Raw genomic sequence first — 1,711 nt, 5'->3', positions numbered from 1 at the left:
GTGTTTGAAATTTTATCTCCCGGTAATACTCAAGATGAAATGGACAAAAAAAAGCTTTTCTATATCTTGCCCTATACAATAGTCTCCGCTGGGATGGATTTCTTCTAGCAAGGGTTCAATATCTTTCAGTGCTGGTTAGGGGCTAATTATCTGCACGTTATCGGCATAATAGTAATACCATTAGATGCAGATAACGTGCCGATATTATGCCGATGAATTTCTCACCTAACTACACGATTACCCCGAAGATAGCAAAATTCCTGATGCGTATTGAGACTGTGAGGGAAAGAGTTTGTTATCTACCTATAACAGCAATGGTGCTGGCTTCCCTGCGCGAGACAGCGCGGCTATACACGACTCACTACTCAACAATGATCGAGGGAAACCGCCTCGCACCAGATGAGATTGAGAATGTTGTCAAGTATGAAGGACATTTTCCTGGTAGGCACAGAGATGAGCGAGAAGTGAAAGGTTACTACGCCGCCCTGGCAAAGCTTGAACAATGGGTAGCAGCAGGTGTGCAGGTAAGTGAAAAGATTATTCAGACCTTACATGCTGTTGTGATGTCTGACGGAAGAACTACAGCCCAACCTTCCGCCTATAGGGATGGGCAAAATGTGATTTGGGATGCATCTAACGGTACAATTGTCTATATGCCTCCTGAAGCAAAAGACGTACCATTTTTGATGAAAGCAATGGTGAAGTGGATTCATCAGTCTCAGGAAGTTCCTTGTCCCGTAGTAGCTGGCATTGCCCACTACCAGTTTGCCACGATTCATCCCTACTACGATGGTAATGGTAGAACAGCGCGGCTACTAACAACCTTAATTCTGCATCTAGGAGGATATGACCTAAAGGGTCTGTACTCATTGGAGGAATACTACGCTCGAAACCTAACTGCTTATTATGAAGCCATCAGTGTGGGAGAGTCTCACAATTATTACTTAGGAAGAGTGGAAGCTGACATCACTAAGTGGGTCGAGTATTTTGTGGAGGGTATGGCTATCGCCTTTGAAAATGTTTTGAAACGCATGGCTGAAGCTGAATTGCAAGGTTCAGTAGATCAAGATCCCATACTTAGGCAACTAGATCCCAGACAGAGGAAGGCTTTGTCTTTGTTTCAGCAGTTTGAGGTAGTTACCAGTAAGCAGATCGGCGAGTTGTTTGGTTTTAAACCACGCACCAGCGCTCAAATTTGTAAAGACTGGGTTGAAAGTGGGTTTCTGGAAATGGTTGACCCTTCAAACAGAGGTAGAAAGTATAAACTTTCTACCCAATATAAAGATTTGCTCAATTAAACTTGAAAAAAATCAAGAGTAAGTGGGTGGGCGGAATTAAATATAAATGGATATTCCGGGAGATTTGTCAATATCTGTGTAGAAATTTCGTTTCAGCCCAACCTGTTCAAGATCCCTTAGGCCAATTTCCTAGCCATTCCCCACCGCGAAATCGCCAACGGGGAAACAGCAATCGCATGACTATCCATGCTGATAAATAAATCCCTAACCACACTAGTCCATAATGTTGAATAAATGTTACTAGCTGAAATTCTGCTCTAGGAATTTTTGGTAATCCTATAGTCCCTAGAATTAGACCCAGAAACACTCCCTCCACAATTCCTGCATAGAATTGAAATACACCTGGCCAATCATGATCCCATAAGTATTTCTGCAGGAAATCATATAGTAGGTCCCAAGCTAACCCAAATAAT

Annotated in this window: 2 protein-coding genes; one reads left to right on the top strand and one right to left on the bottom strand. The window is 42.7% G+C overall.

Annotated features, from left to right (window positions below; translation table 11 throughout):
• Nucleotides 1–371 precede the first annotated feature (371 nt).
• Nucleotides 372–1,298, top strand: a complete 927-nt coding sequence (locus tag ASL19_RS14120) for a Fic family protein (protein ID WP_200959876.1) — start codon at nucleotides 372–374, stop codon at nucleotides 1,296–1,298.
• Between the two features lie 106 nt (nucleotides 1,299–1,404).
• On the opposite strand, the gene ASL19_RS14115 is transcribed toward ASL19_RS14120, so the two are convergent.
• Nucleotides 1,405–1,711: hypothetical protein (locus tag ASL19_RS14115; protein WP_057178827.1), on the bottom strand; the 307-nt coding region annotated here is incomplete at its 5' end.

This window comes from Cylindrospermopsis sp. CR12 (genome assembly GCF_001432185.1).
GTDB classification, from domain to species: Bacteria; Cyanobacteriota; Cyanobacteriia; order Cyanobacteriales; family Nostocaceae; genus Raphidiopsis; species Raphidiopsis raciborskii.
This window is presented reverse-complemented; position numbering and strand designations above follow the sequence as displayed.